The organism is Actinomadura physcomitrii, assembly GCF_008923205.2.
Taxonomy (GTDB): Bacteria; Actinomycetota; Actinomycetes; order Streptosporangiales; family Streptosporangiaceae; genus Spirillospora; species Spirillospora physcomitrii.
Genome location: NZ_WBMS02000032.1, coordinates 60,936 through 76,103, shown reverse-complemented (window position 1 = coordinate 76,103; position 15,168 = coordinate 60,936). Strand labels below are relative to the sequence as shown.

Below are 15,168 nucleotides of genomic sequence, written 5' to 3'. Positions count from 1 at the left end.
CCCCATGCAGGAGCCACAGGAGCGGACCGGCCGGGTCCGCGATCCGGGCGGGCGCGCCCGCCTCGCGGACCGGCCGGACCGCCGGAACTGGATCCAGTACCCGCTGCCGAACCCGGACGCGAGCCTGCGTCTGGTCTGCGTGCCCTACTCCGGCGGCCGGGCGTCGGTCTTCCGGCGGCTGGCGGCGGACCTTCCCCGCGACGTCGAGGTGTGCGCCGTGGAGCTCCCCGGGCACGGCCGCCGGCTCGGCGAGGCGCCGATGACCCGCATGCGGCCGCTCGCCGAGCGGGTCGCGGACGCCGTCGCCGAGCAGGTCCGCCCGCCGTTCGTGCTGCTCGGGTACAGCGTCGGGGCGCTGATCGCCTTCGAGACCGCGCGCGAGCTCGTCCGGCGGGGCGGGCCGGGGCCGAACGCCCTGTTCGTCGCCGCGGCCAGGGCACCGCACCTGCGCTCGACCCGCCCCCCGCTGCACGAACTGTCCAGGTCGGAGCTGATCGACGGGCTGCACCGGCTGGCCGGCCGGCACAACGACCTGCTCGACAACGAGGAGCTCGTCGATGTGATGCTGCCCGTCCTGCGCGCGGATCTGGGCCTCGACGAGACCTACGACCACGAGACCTGCGCCCGCGACCCGGGAGGCCCGCTCGACTGCCCGATCGCGGCCTTCGGGGGCGGCGAGGACTGGACCGTGTCGCGGCCCGGTCTGCGGGCGTGGCGCGAGCACACCGCGGGCGGCTTCTCGGCCACCACGCTGCCCGGTGGCCACTTCTTCCTCGACTCGTCGCCGGGCCTGTTCGCCGAGGCCGTGGCCGCCGAGATCGAACGCCTTGACGAGACGGTCTGAAGGAGGCCCGCGAGCATGACGACAGGGCTTGTGACGGTGCCGGACGAGCGGCTGGCCTCCCTGCGCAAGGGCTTGGAGGAGGACATCAGGCCGCTCGGCGACCGCTACTCCGACGACCGGCTGCCGCTCGACCTGCTGCCGGAGATCGTGGCGACGCTGCGCGGGCACGGCTACCCGATACAGGACCCGCCGGACGAGATCGGCTTCGCCCTGGCGAGCGAGGAACTGGCCAGGGTGTTCCCCTCGCTGGAGGGCTGCCTGATGATCTCCTACGCCTGCGCCCGCTACATCGCGGCGGCGGCCCCGCCGGACCTGCGGGACCGGGCGGCGCCCGGGCTGCTGCGCGGCGAGAAGATCGGCTGCCTGGCGTCCACCGAGCCGGACCACGGGTCGAACAACGCGGCGGTCGAGACCCGGGCGGTTCCGGACGGCGACGAGTACATCGTCAACGGGCGCAAGCGCTGGATCTCCAACGGCGACATCTCCGACTACGCGATCGTGCTGTGCCGGGTCGTCGCGGACACCGGGCAGGAGGAGATCAGGCCGGTCATCATCGAGCGGGAACGGTCGCCCTACCGGACCAGGGACCTGCCCAAGCTCGGCCTCACGGCCTTCGTCACCTCCGAGATGGTCTTCGAGGACTGCCGTGTCCCGCGGGAGAACTGCATAGGCCCGGCGGGCGCGCTCAAGAACCTGCGGCTCGTCTTCAAGACGCTGCAGTGGGCGCGCTGCCGCATCGCGGTCGTCTCCCTCGGCATCGCCCGGGCGGCGCTGGAGGCGTCGGTCGCCTACGCCAGGCAGCGCCGCCAGTTCGGCCGGGCGATCGGGGAGTTCCAGCTGATCCAGGACAAGATCTACACGATGGCCGCGGAGATCGACGCCTCGCGCCTGCTCATCCATCGGGCGCTGGCCTCGATCGAGGAGAACCGGCGCGCCGACCGCGAGGCGTCCATGGCCAAGGCGTACGCGACCGAAATGGCGGTGCGGGTCGCCTCGGAGGCGATCCAGATCCACGGCGCCAACGGCCTGTCGCCGGACTACCCGCTCGAACGCCACTTCCGGGACGCCCGGTCGCTGACGATCGCAGAGGGGACGACCGAGATTCACAAACTGGTGGTGGCCCGGTCGATCTTGGGGCTCTCCGCATTCCAGTGAGGGGTACGTCATGGAAGCTGCGTCCCGCAGGGGCCGGCCCGCCGGTCTCCTGGACGAAGAGGAATCGCTGCGCGACACCGTCCGCAAATGGGCGGAGGAGAGGCTCCGGCCGCGGGTGGAGCCGATGGACCGCGACGCCCGCATGCCGCGGGACCTGATCGACGAGCTCTTCGCGCTCGGCCTCATGGGCATCCAGATCCCGGAGCGCTTCGACGGCGGGGGCGGTTCGGTCTTCATGAGCGCGCTGGCCATCGCCGAGCTCGCGCGCGTCGACCCGTCGGTGGCGGTCTGCGTCGACGTCCAGAACGTGCTGGTCAACACGGCGCTCATCCGCTGGGGCAGTCCGGCGCAGCAGGACCGGTACCTGCCGCGGCTGGCGCGCGACCTCGTCGGCGCCTACGCGCTCACCGAGCCCGAGTCCGGCAGCGACGCCTTCGCCATGCGGACACGGGCGCGCCGCGACGACGGCGGCTACGTGCTGGACGGGCGGAAGGTCTGGACCACCAACGCGCGCGAGGCCGGCGTCTTCGTCGTGTTCGCCAACGCCGCGCCCGAGCACGGCGTGTACGGCATCACGGCGTTCCTCGTGCCGCGGGACGCGCCAGGGCTGACCGTCGGGCCCGACGAGGGGAAGCTCGGGATCCGGGCGAGCTCCACCTGCGAGCTCCACCTGGACGGCGTGCGCGTCCCCCAGGACCACCGGCTGGGAGAGGAGGGAGACGGCTACGACATCGCCATCGGCACGCTGAACATCGGCCGCATCGGCATCGGCGCGCAGATGGTGGGCCTGGCCACGGGGGCCCTCGACGCGGCCTCCGCCTACGCCGGGCAACGCCGGCAGTTCGGTGAGCCCATCGCCGCGTTCCAGGGCGTGCAGCTTCCCCTCGCCCAGGTGGCGACGGAGATCGAGGCCGCGCGCCTGCTGGTGTACGACGCGGCCCGCCTCGCCGACGGCGGCGGCCAGGCTCCCGAGCTGCTGTCCCGCTGCGCGATGGCGAAGTACTTCGCCTCGCAGGTGGCCCAGCGGGCGGCGTCGCAGGCGGTGCAGACCTTCGGAGGCAACGGGTTCAGCGACGCCTACCCCGTCGAGAAGTTCTACCGGGACGCGGTGATCGGCCAGATCTACGAGGGGACGTCGAACATCCTGCTGCGCACCATCGCCGGCACCTTCCTCGACACCCGGCGCCCCCGCGGCGCGGGAGGAAGCCGGCGGTGAGCGTCATCTCCGAGACGGTCTGGGCCGGACGGGCCGGCGGGGTTCCCGCGGCCGTCCGGCGGCGCGCCCGGTCCGATCCCGACCAGGTCGCGATGACGTTCGTCGACTACTCCACCGAGCCGCAAGGGCGGGCGCGGGACCTGACCTACGGGGAACTGGACGCGCGGGTCCGCGCCGTCGGAGCCCGGCTCCGGCGGGTCGCCCGTCCGGGCGCGCGCGCCGCGATCCTCTGCCCCACCGGGGTGGACTTCGTCGTCGGGTTCGTCGCCTGCCTCTACGCCGGAGTGATCGCGGTGCCGCTGTCGGCGCCGGCCTCGTCCCGCCACAACGACCGGATCGCACTCGCGATGGACGACTGCGGCTGCGAGGCGGCGATCGCGCCGCGGCCGGTCCGCGACAGGGTCGCCGGGATTCCGCTGGCCGCACCGGTCGAGATCGTCTGCCCGGACGAGGCCGAACCCGACCCGGCGGCGCCATGGGCCCCCGAAGACGCCGAGTCCGGGGAGACGGCCTACCTGCAGTACACGTCCGGGTCGACGAGGCGTCCGGCGGGCGTCCGGGTGACGCACCGGAACATGGCCGCCGCGACGCGCCAGAGCATCGCCGGCCTGCGCCTCGACGAGCACTCCGCGATCGTGAGCTGGAGCCCGTTCTTCCACGACCTCGGCCTCGTCTTCGGGGTGGTCCTGCCGCTGGCGATCGGGTTCCCGGCCGTTCACATGACGCCCCTGGCGTTCGTGCGGGAGCCGCGGCGCTGGCTGCGGCTGCTCGGCGACCGCGCGGCGACGCACATGCTGTGCCCCGACTTCGGGTTCGACATGTGCGTGGACCGGATCCCCGCGGAGGAGCGCGCCGGGCTGGACCTGTCCCGGCTGGTCTACGCGGGCAACGGCGCCGAGCCCGTGCGGGCGCGCTCGCTGGCCCGCTTCACCGAGGCCTTCGCGCCGTGCGGCTTCCGGGCGAGCGCCCACACCCCCGTCTACGGACTGGCCGAGGCGACGTTCGTCGTGACCGCCGTCCCCGTGGACCGGGAGCCGCCCGTCCGCACGTTCGATCGCGCCGAGCTGACCGCCGGCCGGGTCCGGCGGATCGAGGACGGGGACGCCGGCGGGTACACCATGGTGGGCTGCGGGAGCCCCGTCGGCCAGGACGTCCGGATCGTGGACGAGGCGACCGGTCTGCCGGCGGGACCGGAGGACGTCGGGGAGATCTGGGTGCGCGGCGACAACGTCTGCGCCGGCTACTGGACACGGGACGAGCGCTCGGACGGAGTCTTCGACGCCGTTCTCGACGGGGACCCGGGCTGGCTGCGCACCGGGGACCTCGGCTTCGTCCACGACGGTTCGCTGTTCGTCGCCGGCCGGAGCAAGGACCTCGTCATCATCGACGGCCGGAACCATCATCCGAGCGACATCGAGCTGACCGTCGAGGAGGAGGTCCCGGCGGTGCGGTCCGGCAACGTCGTCGCGTTCTCGGTCGACACCGGCGACCAGGAGCGTCTCGTGATCCTCGCGGAGACGCGGCGGGACGCGAGCGCGGGCCCCCGCGAGCTGCGCGCCATGATCCGCCGGGCGGTCGCGTCGCACCATGACGTGTACGTCCACGATGTCGTCTTCCTGCGGCGCGGCACCATGCCGAAGACGTCGAGCGGCAAACTCCAGCGCCGCGACTGCCGCGACCGGTACCGGCGCGGCGCACTGATCATCGCCGACGACGCGTCCGGCCCGCCGGAGGCCGCCGGGCGGCGGGACACGGGAAGGGAGCCGACGTGAACGAGGAGCTCAGGCGGATTCTGGTGGACGAGCTCCAGCTGGAGGAGGCGGCCCTGCGCCCCGAGATCAGCCTGGAGAGCGCGGGCTTCGACTCGCTCACCATCGTCGAACTGGCCATGAGCCTGTCCGACCGGTTCGGTCTGGCGATCAGCGAGGAGGATCTCCAGGCCGCCGCCAGCGTCGGCGAGATCGACCGGATCGTCGAGCAGCGGCTCGGCGGCGGCTGACCGGCCCCGGCGACCGGCCTGGCGGCGGGCGGTAAGCGGCGAGCAGGAGAACGGCCTCCCGTTCCCGGACTCCGGGACGGGAGGCCTCCGTTCGCGGCGGGCCGGGTCACTCGGGCCGCAGCAGGAAGAACCTGCCCTGCCACAGCCGGTACAGCTCGGCCCTGATGTCCGCGTCGAGACCGCCCGCCGCGTCCGCGAGCGATGCCAGCGAGCGCGCGCCGTCCGCGGCCTCCAGGACGGCGAAGGCGCCCGCGGATATCTGCGTCCTGGCGCCGAACGGGACGTCCATGAAGATCTCATGGACGACGTCCCGCTTCCCGGAGACCGTGGTCCGGACGCGCTTGACGAGCCGGGCCACCGGCCGGAACTCGGGGATCAGCCCGTCGATCGCGGGCTCGCCGTCCCGCCGCCGCCGGACCAGGAAGTCCTCGACGACCAGGTAGTCGATCCCGGTGGTCAGGAAGCAGGTCAGCGCGTCGCGCACGTCCTGCACGATCGGCTCGGCGTTGTTGTTGAAGGAGGTGTTGAGCAGCACGGGCGTGCCGGTCAGCTCGCCGAACGCGCGCACCAGGCGGTGGAACCGGGGGGCGGCGTCCGGGTCGACGATCTGCAGCCGTGCGCTGCCGTCGACGTGGGTGACCGCGCCGAGCTCCGCGCGCCGGTCCTCGCGCACGTTCACGACGAAGGACATGAACTCGTAGTCGGCCTTCGTCCGCGCCGGCAGGTCGAAGTACTCCGCCGCCGCCTCGCGGGTCACCACCGGGGCGAAGGGGCGGTAGGCCTCGCGCTTCTTCACCATGGAGTTGATCCGCTGCTTGTTCCCGGCCGGCCGCGGGTCGGCGAGGATGCTGCGGTTGCCGAGCGCCCGGGGCCCGTACTCCGACCGTCCCTGCGCCCAGCCCAGGACGGCTCCGTCGGCGAGCAGCCGCGCGCTCTCCGCGACGATGTCCGCGGGCTGCGCGTACTCGATGAGGTCGCCCCAGGCGGCGAGCTGCTTCTCGATCTCGTTCGCGGTGCCGAGCCCGGGGCCCACGCTGGCGGACCGCAGGCGCGGCTGCGGCCGGGATGCGCCGAGCAGGTCGGCGGCGCCGAGCGCGGCGCCCTCGGCCGCGCCGGCGTCGTGCGAGACGGGATGGACGAAGATCTCGGTGAACCGTCCCGACCGGAGCAGCAGGCCGTTGAGGCTGCTGTTGTGCGCGACCCCGCCCACGAAGCACAGGCGGGTGATCCCGGTGTGCTCCGCCCAGTGGGCGATGACGTGCGTCGCGAGTTCCTCCAGGGCGGCCTGGAGGCCGGCGGCGAAATCGCGGTGCCGCTCGGTGAACTCCTCGTCCCGCCTGCGCGGCAGGAACCCGTTCATCAGGAACGCGTTGGGGTTCGTGTTCAGGTCGAAGTCACCGTTGTCGCGCAGCGTGTACATCGAGCTGAACAGGCCGCGGTAGGTGTCGGGGTTGCCGTACGGCGCCAGGCCCATGACCTTGTACTCGTCGCCGAGCCGGTAGCCGAGCAGCTTGATGTGATTCTCGTAGAACCTTCCGAGCGACTGCTCGAGGCCATAGGCCGCGAGCCTTTCCAAGCGTCCTTCCCGCCCCAGGAATATCGTGGTCGAGTGCAGTTCTCCGCGGAAATCCATGACGACGACCAGTGCCTCTTCCATGCCCGATCTGACGAATGAGGACATGGCATGGCAGACGTGATGCTCGTTGTACAGAAGCCGATCGGACGGTACGTCGATGCCGAGTCCGTCCGAAAGATGGCCGGTGATGAGCTCGCGGGAGCTGCGCAGCGGAAGCCGCGGGTTCTCGGCGTACACATTGCCGAGCGCGATGTCCAGGAAGTCTTCCCTGACGTAGTGCCCGACGGCATCGATCCGGGACGGTGCGACCCCGGCGGTGGCGAGGCACGCGCGGATCGCGTTGATCGGGAATTTGGTCGTCTTCTTGACCCGGTTGAGCCGTTCCTCTTCGACGGCGGCCACCAGTTCGCCGTCCCTGATCAGGCATGCGGCGGCGTCGTGGGCGTATCCGTAGCCGAGGCCCGGGGCGAGTTCGACGTCCGGGGGAGAAAAGTGTCCGGCCAGGCCCAGTACGAGCATGCGGAGCTCCTCATTGTCCTCAGGGGTCGCCCGGGGGCGGCGGACGGCGGTCGCGAAAGAGAACCCACGGACAGCGTTCCGAGACCGCGCCGGAGCGGGCAAGCCCCAGGGGTGCGGACGATGTTGCGCACTAACGTGCGGGCGGGTGGACCCGCGCCGATCCGCGGCCCGCCGGAAATGTCGTCCAGGCCTGGCCGGAGACCTCGTCGGCAGCGAATGTGCGCGCCAAGGTCCGCACTTTTGCACGGAGTATTGCCCGCGCTTCATCCACCATCAGGAGCGCCATTGCGGGTATTGACACCGCCTTTGCAGCGGCCCACGCTGGCGTCATGTCGCATTCAGTGCCGATCGATGTTCCAGTGCTGGACATCGATCCGTTCGACGAGCGATTCCGCTCCGACCCCGACGCGTTCCACGAGCGGCTGCGGGCGGCCGGCCCGGTGGTCTTCCTGGAGCCCTATCGGGCGTGGGCGGTGGCCCGGTACGCCGAGGTGCACGAGGTGCTGCGCGACCATGAGAGGTTCTGCTCGGCCGCGGGGGTCGGGGTCGCCAACTTCTGGCATGAGGAGCCGTGGCGGCCCCCGAGCCTGCTGGTGGAAGCGGATCCGCCGGCGCACGCCCGGCCGCGCCGGATCACCGCGCGGGCGCTGTCGCCACGGGCGATCGAGCGTTTCCGGCCGGAGTTCGAACGGCACGCCGGGGAACTGGCGGAGGCGGTGGTGGCGCGCGGCCGGTTCGACGGGGTCGTCGATCTGGCGCAGGCGTACCTGGTGCGGGCGTTTCCGGAGGCGTTCGGACTCGATCCGGACGAGGGAGAGAAGCTGCTCCGGTACGGCGATATGGCGTTCAACCTGTTCGGCCCGCGCAACCGCCTCTCCGAGGAGGCGATGGCCGCGGGCATGCCGTTGCACGACTGGTTCATCGGGCGCTGTGCACGCGGTTCGCTCGCCGTCGGCGGGATCGGTGCGGCCGTGTACGCTGCCGTCGACCGCGGCGAGGCCACGGAGGAGGAGGCCGGCCTGCTGGTGCGCTCGCTGGTGATGGCGGGCCTCGACTCCACCATCGACGCCATCGCCTGGACGCTGCACCTTCTCGCCACCCGCCCCGAAGAATGGGCGGCGCTGCACGACGACCCGGCGCTGGCCCGTCCGGCCCTCGAAGAGGCGTTGCGGTACTACTCTCCCGTCCAGCACTTCTTCCGCACCACCACCCGCGAGGTGCGGCTGTCCGGCACCGTGATCCCGGCCAAGGAGAAGGTCCTCTGCTTCGTCGGCGCCGCCAACCGCGACCCCCGCGAATGGGAGGATCCCGACCGCTTCGACATCCGCCGGAGGGCCGCGAACCATCTGGCCTTCGGGTCGGGCGTGCACGCCTGCGTCGGCGCGGGGATCGCCCGGCTGGAGGCGGAGATCCTGCTCGGCGCGCTGGCCCGGCGGGCGCGCACCCTCGAACCGGCCGGCCCGCCGCGCTCCCGTCCGCACAACATCCTCAGATCCCTGGCCGAACTGCCCCTGCGGGCCGGGACGTGACGCCGTGACGCACAGGCCCGTGTGCGGCGTGCGCGCCCGTGCGTGGCCTGCGCGCCGGGAGTGACGCGCGGGTCAGCGGTCGACGATGACGACCTCGTACTCGGCGGCGGTCGGCCGGACGCCGGTGTCGGCCTTGGCGTTGATGACGGCCAGACGGTCGGCACCGAACGGCACGGCGGTCGTCGGGAACTGGAAGGCGTCATGCGTGATGACGCCCTCGACCGTCCCGGACGCCAGGTCGGGGCTCAGCCGCACCCGTGAGATCTGGTTGGACCAGTTCTGCACCACCCACAGCCGCCGGCCCTCGAGCACGAGCCCGTCCGCGTTGGGCACGTCGAGGCCATCGATCGGCCGGCTGGCCCCGGTCGCCGGGTCCACGGTGTAAAGCCTGCCTTCGGCCGTGTGCGACATGATCAATGGCTCTCCGGGTCCGGGACGGGCGATCCCGTTCAGGTTGTACTCGCCGCCGAGGCCGGCGGCGGGGCCGGTGACCGGCAGGGTCCTGGCCGGCCCGAGCTTCCCGGCCGGTCCGATCGGCACGAAGTACAGGACGGCGCTCGACGTGTCGCTGAAGTAGGCGCCCTCTTCGGTGACGAGGACCTTGTTGACCACCGTCGCCTTCAGGTCGCCGACGGTGCCGAGCTGGTAGGTGGCGACGGTCGCGCCGGTTCCGAGGTCGTACACGTACGCCCAGCCGAGCGCGCCGCCGACGAACAGCAGCCCGTGCCGCAGATCGGCGCACAGGCCCATGGACATCCGGCCTTCCGGGGCCTCGATGAACGGCTCGGCGGTCCCGCGCCTGAGATCACCGCGGAAGATGTGGCCGAGGTACAGGTCGCCGCAGTAGAAGGTGTCGCCCTCGCCCTTGGCGATCCCCTGGGCGGACGTGGCTCCGGGGAGCACGATGACGTCGGTGGTCGGCGCTGCGGCCGGGTGGCCGTCCGTCATCGGTACCTCCGGCTCGTTCCGCAGTGGCATCGAGGTCGCGGCATGCTGCGATCGCCGCCAGGACGATGCTCGCGATCCGCGCCCGGCGCGGGCAAGCCCTGGGGGTGCGGACGATGTGCCGCGCGAAAGTGCGCACCATGGCGCGCCCGGCTCCGCTCTTTCGGATCTCAACAGCGACCGGAGCGCTGCTTACGATGCCGCCATGACGACCCCGAGGCAGTCCGCGCCGAGCCCGTCGTCCCCAACGCGGCCCCAGGCCGCGGCGATCGTGATGGAAGCGTCCAACGACCCCGGCTGGGGCATGTTCGTCTGGCTCGCCCTGACCACCGGCGCCCCGGGCGGCGAGCTGTGCGTCCTGCGCTGGGACGACGTCGACATCGACGCCGGCGCGGTCGCCATCGGGGGGCGCCGCTCCGGGCTCGACGCAGAGACGATCACCCTGCTGCGCGCCCATCTCGCCCACTGCCGCGCGCAGGCCGCCATGCTCGGCATCGAGCGGCGCCCCGGCGCCTACGTCTTCTCGACCTCGCCGGACGGTGGAGCCGCGCCGGAACCGGATACGGTCGTGGAGCGCTACGCCCGGACGTGCGCGAGCCTCGGCTGGACCATGCACCTCGACCGGCTGCCGCACTACTCCGCGGCCGAGCTCGTCGCGGCCGGCGTCGACGTGCGCGCCCTCCACTGGCGGCTGCAGCGGGGGCTCTCCCGCATCCAGCGGCGGCCCAGCGCGTGATCCGCCCCCCGGCTCTAGGTGCGGGACGGCTCGACACCGGCCTTGCCCGCGGGCGGCGGGCTCGCCTGCTGCGGCCTGATGGACGGCGCGAGGACCAGCGAGACCAGCGCGGCCGCCGCCGCGGCGGCGGTGAACAGCGTGTAGGCGTCGGTGAACCCGCCGATCGCGGGCGTGCCGGTGAGGCCGTCGGCGGCGACGGTGGAGCCCACCGCGACGAAGATGGCGGAACCGGTCGGATTGCAGGTGTAGACGATGGCCGACACCAGCCCCGCCTCGTGCTGGGCGACGCCCGCGAGGGCGGTGGTGGTCGCGGCGACGAACACCGCGGCCGCGCCCAGCGAGAACACGACGACGCCGGGAAGGGCCCAGGCGTAGACGTTGCCGTCCTCCGGCAGCATCCCGATGAGGAGCCCGTTGCCGACGGCGACCAGCGACAGGGCGGCGAAGGCGACGTTGCGGGTGCCGGCGGTGCCGACCAGGCGGCCGCCGGTGATGGCGCCGACGACCGTGGCCAGCGCCGCGGGCAGGAAGAACAGGCCGTTGTCCAGCGCGCTGTCACCGCGGAAGTGCTGCAGGTACTGCGAGGTGATGAACAGGTCGCCGCCGGCCACGCCCGCAGCCATGAGCATGAGGAACGTCCCGGTCGCGACCGGGCGGCGGGCCAGTATCTCCAGGCGCATCAAGGGGCTCCGCACGGTGCGCTCGGCGGCCGTGAAAACCCCGTACAGGACGGCGGCGGCCGCGATGGGCAGCAGCGTGCCGGGGTCCGTCCAGCCGTGCGTACCGGCGTTGATCATGCCGTAGATGAGCGAGCCGGTGCCGGCCGTCACGGTCACCGCTCCCAGCACGTCGACGTGCCGGTCGGCGCCCGGGACCCGGCGCTCGGGCACCAGCGCCCGGATGGCGGCGAGCAGGGCGGCTCCGATCGGGATGTTGATGAAGAAGACCCAGCGCCAGCCGGGGCCGTCGGTGAGCAGGCCGCCGACGAGCAGCCCGGTGGCGAAGCCGATGCCGCCGAGCGAGGACCACACGCCCAGTGCCCTGTTGCGTTCGGGGCCGTCGAACATGCCGGTCACGGCGCGCAGCGCGGCGGGGGACATCATCGCCGCCCCCGCGCCCTGGCAGATGCGCCCGGCGATCAGCACGCTCCCGTCCTGCGCCAGGCCGCTGGCCAGCGAGGCGAGGGTGAACACCACCAGGCCGGTCAGCAGCAGGGAACGCGCGCCGAAGATGTCGGCGAGCCGGCCGCCGAGCAGCAGCAGCCCGCCGAGGAACAGCACGTAGATGCTGACCGACCAGGTGAACGCCACCCGGCTGAGGTTCAGGTCGGCGCTGAGGTCGGGCAGCGCCACGTTGATCACGGTGGCGTCCAGCATCAGCATGAACTGCGCCATGCACAGCGCCGCGAGCGCCTTCCAGCGGCGCGGGTCCGCGGTCTTGTCCCGGTCGTCCATCAGCGGTGGTCCTCACGGTCGACGATGTGCTGCACGACGTGCGCGGCGTCGGGGCCGACCCCCGCGAACACCGACGACCCCGCCGAGTGCAGCCAGGGCAGCCCGACCGCGTAGAGCCCGGGGTGGGCGGTGACGCCCCTGGTGTGCCGCGGGTAGCCCCATTCGTCGAACACCGGCAGGTCCACCCAGCCGAAGTCGAGTCGGTAGCCGGTCGCCCACACCACCGATCCGACCCCGGCGGCGGCGAGGTCGAGCTCGGTGCCGGTGGCCGGGGCGGGCGCGTCGCCGCGCGGGGGACGGTCGTCGGGCGCCGCGTCGATCCCCGCCGCCGCGATGTACGCCTCGAACAGCCGCCGCTGCGTCCTGTCGAACTGGGTCTCGACGAACGCCAGCCGGTCGGCGAGGTCGTCGCTGAACCGCACGGCCGTGCCGTCCGCCGACTCCAGCCGGCCGTACAGCCGGACGCCCTCCCCGGCGAGTCGCCGCAGGTCGATGCTGTGGCCGCCGCCCTGGCCGGACACGACCGGGTTGGGGGCGAACCGCGCGGCCGGCGACGGGAGCTTCATCTCCACGCCCACCGCCGGGCCGTTCCGGTACACCTCCAGCAGCCACCAGCCGAGGTCGCGGCCCCGGTACCGGCGGGGAGCGGCGGGGACCTTCGAGACCGCCAAGTGGACCTCGCGGCCGGCCCGGTGCAGCTCCTCGGCGATCTGCGCGCCGGACTGCCCGGAGCCGACGACGAGCACGGCGCCGTCCGGCAGCTCCCCCGGCCTGCGGTAGTCGTTGGAGTGCAGCTGCGGAATGTGCCCGGAGATCCGCTCCGCCGCGGACGGGATCTTCGGCCGCGGGTACGGCCCGGTCGCCAGGACGACGTTGCGCGCCCGGAAGGTCGCGCCTCCGGCGTGCGCCACGAGACCGCCGTCCTCGGCGGCCAGCCGGGTCACGTCGGTGCCGAACCGGACCGGGGCGCCGATCACGGACGCGTACCGCGTCAGGTGCTTCACCACGTCGTCGCGCGCCATGAATCCGTCCGGGTCGTCGCCGTCGTACGGCATCCCCGGCAGTTGGAGCGTGAAGTTCGGGAGGACGAGGCAGAACTCGTCCCACCGGTCGAGCCAGCCGCCGCCGGGGCGGTCCCGGCGGTCCACGACGAGGTGGTCCACCCCGGCCACGGTCAGGTGGTGGCTCGTGGCCAGCCCCGCCTGGCCGCCGCCGATCACCAGCGTGTCGATCCGCTCGACCGCCGCGCCGTCCGTCATGATCGCTTCCTCTCGCCTTCCGTGCCGCGCCGCACCGCCCGCAGGACGGCGTCGGTGAGCGTGATCCGGTCCCCGCCGGGACCGGTGGCCGGGCGCTCCGGGGCGGAGGCGGCGACGTCCCAGTCGGCCGCGTCCAGCACGGCGGCGATATCCTCGGCCGTGAACATCAGGTGGGGGAGGCGCGGGCGTCGCAGCGTCGGAACCTCCAGGTCGGCCGGGTGGTGCCCGACCACGAGCAGCGTCCCGCCCGGGCGGACGGCCGCGGCCAGCCGGCGGATCAGCGTGTCGCGCGCGGGCCGGGGCAACTGCAGGTACTGCACCGACACCAGGTCGAACCGCGCCGGCTCGGGCTCCCATGTCGTGACGTCGGCCTGGTGCCACGTGACGTCCACGCCGCTCTCGGCGGCGTGCCGGGCGGCCCGGTCCAGCGCGGCCTGGGAGACGTCGACGCCGGTGACGTCCCATCCGCGCGCGGCGAGCCAGAGCGAATCGGCGCCCTCGCCGCTGCCGACGTCCAGCGCCGTGCCCGGCTGGAGGCCGGTGGCGGCCTCGACCAGCCGCGGGTTCGGATCGCCGCTCCAGACCCGCTCCCCGGACGCGTACCGCTCCTCCCAGTAGTCGGGCGACAGCACCCGGAGGGTGAGCTCGGTGTCCTCGGCGATGAGGTCGCCGTTGATCGCGGCGCCCGCCGCGGCCCCGCCGGCGGCCGAGCTCATCGCCTGCGCCATGACGTCGGTGACGTTCCCGGCGACCCACACGCCGGGTACCTCCGTCTTTCCCGACGGGTCGGCGGCGATCGACTCGCCGACGCCCATCGGGTGCGCGGTCGGTTCGAGGCCGAGGTCGGCGAGCACCGCGGACCCGGCCACCAGCCGGGGCGCGACGGTCACGGCCGAGCAGGGCACGACCGTCCCGCCGTCCAGGCGCAGCCCGGTGATCCGGTCATCGGCCGCCTCCAGCGCCTCCACGCGCCCGGTGACCACCCGGATGCCCCAGGCGCCCAGCCGGGTCACCTGCTGTTCGGTCAGGTCCGGCGCGGTGTGCTGAAAGAACGTCACCTCGGGTGCGAGCTGCTGGAACATCAACGCCTGCCGCATCGCCCACTCGGTGTGCGTGGCGAGGACGCCGACGGACCTGTCGCGCAGCTCCCATCCGTGGCAGTGCGGGCAGTGCACCACGTCGCGGCCCCAGCGTTCCGCCAGCCCGGGGACGTCGGGCAGCATGTCGGAGAGGCCGGTCGTCACCAGCAGCCGCCGCGCCGCGATGGTCTGGCCGTCGTCGAGGGTGACCTCGAACCCGCGGTCGGTGCGGCTCGCCGCGACGGCCGTGCCGGGCAGCACGAGCCCGCCGTAGCGCTTGACCTCCGCCTGTCCGATCTCGGCGAGCTCGAACGGGCTGATCCCGTCGCGGGACAGGAATCCGTGCACGGCGCCGCTGGGCGCGTTGCGCGGCGACCCGGCGTCGACCACGACCACCGAACGCCGGGACCGGCACAGCGACACCGCCCCGCTCAGGCCGGCGGGGCCTCCGCCGAGTACCGCGACATCGAAGTTCTGCGTCATGGGCACCACGATCGGTGCCGCGCGGGGATGGGGTCCACAGAACTTGCGGGAATGGCAAATGCGGTCGGGCAGGCCGAGGCGTTCGCGGCCGGCACCGGAACCCCGCCACGGCATCCGGATCGTCGTCGCCAGGTACTCGCCACATGGAGCGGTGAATGGAGTGACCTGTGAAAGCATGATGTTGACAAATCACGAAATGGAATGATAGTTGCCGAGTTGCGGGTGAGCCGGCTCGTCGAGATCCTTTGCCGTGTTCGCTTCTAACGCGTCGTGCCGACTCCCGTGGCGGAGCCTCGACACATCGGCATCGTTGGCACTATGTGCTTGCTCGACTCCGGGCGGCCGGAAGAATACCTGCTTCGCTTGGAACGTTA

General features: G+C 72.7%; 12 protein-coding genes. 7 read left to right on the top strand and 5 right to left on the bottom strand.

Annotation, left to right across the window (positions count from 1 at the left end; genetic code table 11):
* Positions 1–4: 4 nt before the first annotated feature.
* From F8568_RS32270 to F8568_RS49910, 5 genes are read left to right on the top strand one after another with little or no spacing between them, the layout of a single operon-like run.
* Positions 5–844 (top strand): thioesterase II family protein, encoded by an 840-nt coding sequence (locus F8568_RS32270; RefSeq protein WP_151597473.1) that lies wholly within the window; start codon positions 5–7, stop codon positions 842–844.
* 15 nt (positions 845–859) lie between these two features.
* The gene (locus tag F8568_RS32265; RefSeq protein WP_151597472.1) at positions 860–1,999 is read left to right on the top strand and encodes an acyl-CoA dehydrogenase family protein; all 1,140 of its coding nucleotides are present in this window, start codon (positions 860–862) and stop codon (positions 1,997–1,999) included.
* A gap of 10 nt (positions 2,000–2,009) precedes the next feature.
* Positions 2,010–3,215 (top strand): acyl-CoA dehydrogenase family protein, encoded by a 1,206-nt coding sequence (locus tag F8568_RS32260; RefSeq protein ID WP_151597471.1) that lies wholly within the window; start codon positions 2,010–2,012, stop codon positions 3,213–3,215.
* Entirely contained in the window at positions 3,212–4,987 is a 1,776-nt protein-coding gene (locus F8568_RS32255; RefSeq protein WP_151597470.1) for a fatty acyl-AMP ligase, read from the top strand. The genes F8568_RS32260 and F8568_RS32255 overlap by 4 nt, the downstream gene beginning before the upstream one ends.
* Complete coding sequence (locus tag F8568_RS49910) at positions 4,984–5,214, top strand: acyl carrier protein (protein ID WP_160573840.1); 231 nt, start codon at positions 4,984–4,986, stop codon at positions 5,212–5,214. The genes F8568_RS32255 and F8568_RS49910 overlap by 4 nt, the downstream gene beginning before the upstream one ends.
* Before the next feature lie 106 nt (positions 5,215–5,320).
* Here the strand turns inward: F8568_RS49910 and F8568_RS32245 are convergent, their stop codons facing one another.
* Positions 5,321–7,309 (bottom strand): carbamoyltransferase family protein, encoded by a 1,989-nt coding sequence (locus F8568_RS32245; protein WP_151597468.1) that lies wholly within the window; start codon positions 7,307–7,309, stop codon positions 5,321–5,323.
* A 329-nt stretch (positions 7,310–7,638) separates the two neighbouring features.
* Between F8568_RS32245 and F8568_RS32240 the strand changes: the two genes are divergently transcribed.
* Positions 7,639–8,838 carry a cytochrome P450 gene (locus tag F8568_RS32240; RefSeq protein ID WP_160573839.1) on the top strand — a complete coding sequence of 400 codons (1,200 nt, stop codon included), beginning with the start codon at positions 7,639–7,641 and terminating at the stop codon, positions 8,836–8,838.
* A gap of 72 nt (positions 8,839–8,910) precedes the next feature.
* Here the strand turns inward: F8568_RS32240 and F8568_RS32235 are convergent, their stop codons facing one another.
* Positions 8,911–9,786 carry an SMP-30/gluconolactonase/LRE family protein gene (locus F8568_RS32235; RefSeq protein WP_151597467.1) on the bottom strand — a complete coding sequence of 292 codons (876 nt, stop codon included), beginning with the start codon at positions 9,784–9,786 and terminating at the stop codon, positions 8,911–8,913.
* A gap of 202 nt (positions 9,787–9,988) precedes the next feature.
* On the opposite strand from F8568_RS32235, the gene F8568_RS32230 reads away from it, so the two are divergent.
* On the top strand, positions 9,989–10,519 hold the full coding sequence (locus F8568_RS32230) for a site-specific integrase (RefSeq protein ID WP_151597466.1): 531 nt from the start codon (positions 9,989–9,991) through the stop codon (positions 10,517–10,519).
* Positions 10,520–10,533: 14 nt separating this feature from the next.
* On the opposite strand, the gene F8568_RS32225 is transcribed toward F8568_RS32230, so the two are convergent.
* From F8568_RS32225 to F8568_RS32215, 3 genes are read right to left on the bottom strand one after another with little or no spacing between them, the layout of a single operon-like run.
* A complete protein-coding gene (locus F8568_RS32225) occupies positions 10,534–11,973 on the bottom strand; it encodes an MFS transporter (RefSeq protein ID WP_151597465.1) in 1,440 nt (479 codons plus the stop codon).
* A complete protein-coding gene (locus F8568_RS32220) occupies positions 11,973–13,232 on the bottom strand; it encodes a flavin-containing monooxygenase (protein ID WP_151597464.1) in 1,260 nt (419 codons plus the stop codon). The genes F8568_RS32225 and F8568_RS32220 overlap by 1 nt, the downstream gene beginning before the upstream one ends.
* The gene (locus tag F8568_RS32215) at positions 13,229–14,794 is read right to left on the bottom strand and encodes a bifunctional NAD(P)/FAD-dependent oxidoreductase/class I SAM-dependent methyltransferase (RefSeq protein ID WP_202125609.1); all 1,566 of its coding nucleotides are present in this window, start codon (positions 14,792–14,794) and stop codon (positions 13,229–13,231) included. Before F8568_RS32215 ends, F8568_RS32220 begins: the two co-directional genes overlap by 4 nt.
* Between the last annotated feature and the right edge of the window lie 374 nt (positions 14,795–15,168).